Annotated in this window: 1 pseudogene; it reads right to left on the bottom strand. The window is 70.3% G+C overall.

The window, feature by feature from the left end:
* Positions 1-887 (bottom strand): annotated as a pseudogene (locus ACZ5CW_RS41195) (RHS repeat-associated core domain-containing protein); the annotation flags it as partial.
* Between the last annotated feature and the right edge of the window lie 626 nt (positions 888-1,513).

Genomic DNA, 1,513 nt, shown 5'->3' with positions numbered 1-1,513 from the left:
CCGCCCAGCTCCCAGCCCAGACCCGCCCAGTTGGCCTGGGTGTTCTGGGCCGAGGTCAGCGCGTCCACGGACTGCGAGTTGTACGCCAGCGACAGCGAGGGCGCGCTGCCCGCAGGGGGCTTCGGCGTCTGGATCGGCAGTTCGTAGGTGAAGGCACCGGAACCGATGGAGACGTTCCACGCCCCGGAGGGCTTCAGCGACGACGCCCGGTAGTCACCGGCGTCCGAGGAGGAGGTGGACGCCAGGGCGTACACCGTCCCGCCCGACGTCGCGGCGGCGGTCATCGCCGGGGACTGGAAGGTGGACTTGGCCTGCTGGTCGGGCTGGATGACCGAGATCTTGGTCTGCGGGTCGCCGTCGGCCTGCACGGTCGCGGTGAGGGTACCCGTGGCCACGTCGTTGGTGACCTTGACGGGCCGGGGGTTGGCCGTCGAGCAGCCCTTCGCCTTCGGCGTGGTCAGGGCACAGGCGGGCAGGGCGACCAGGCGCAGGCGGGACGCGAAGTTGCCGCCGTAGGCGTACTTGAACTTCGAGTAGTCGATCGAGACGTTGACCGGGCCGGGGGTGCCGCGGCCGTCGCGGCGGGTGACCTGGACTCCGACGCCGATGCCGTTGGTCCGCTTCAGCTGGGTGCGGTCCAGGACCTTGACGTCGACGTCCGCGGGCGCCGGCGAGGCGATGGCGGACCGCTGCTTGGCCAGGGCCGTCGCGGGAGCCGGACCCACGTGCACAGTGGCCGCTGCGGGGCCGTCGGTGCCGCCGGCCGGGGCCACGGGCAGGGTCTTGCCCGGCTTCAGGCCGGACAGGGCGAGGCGCGCCCGCGCCGCCTTGGGCCACACCGGGCGGACGGGCCTGGTCTGCGTGGGTTCCGCACCGTCACGCGGCACGCCCCCCGCAGCCTGAACGGGTACGTTCACCGGCTGCTTCCGCCCCGCCGAGGCCGCCTTGGCAGTCGCAGCCGCCTCAGCCGTCGGTGCGGCCAGCAAGGACGCGGCCAGAGCCACGGCCAACGCCCAGGAGGCGCTTCTTCCCTGTCTATGCGCGAGTCGCAAGGACCATCCCACCCCAAGAAGGCCGGACGGGTCCGGCACACGTGCAAAGTGAAGGGGCCATGGCATCGGGCTGGTGAACTGAAAGCCGCGTAGGAGCCAGGCCAAATGCGCACGTTAAGCGGCGGACTTCAGGGGAGGACAGTCCCTCAAAACGGACCGATGGACGACAACCATCCCTTCACGTCATCTTTACATGCGTGTTCTGCGTCACAAGCGCTGAGCAATTCTCGTCGCGCCGTTGAGCCTGCCAAACAGGGCTGGTGCAGGGGGTGTTGAGGGTGGTTCAATCCTGCGCTGCGGTGCGGCGCACCACAGCATGCACACAGCAACGCCCGCCTCGGGTCGATGAGAGGTTCCGGAGAACACATGAAGCGCGAGACGCCCAGCCATCTGAGCCGACGACAGGTACTGCGGCGGGCCGGTGGGCTGACGGCGGCGGCCCTCGTGGGTTCTGCCGCGCT

It is taken from the genome of Streptomyces sp. NPDC031379, assembly GCF_055569615.1.
This window is presented reverse-complemented; position numbering and strand designations above follow the sequence as displayed.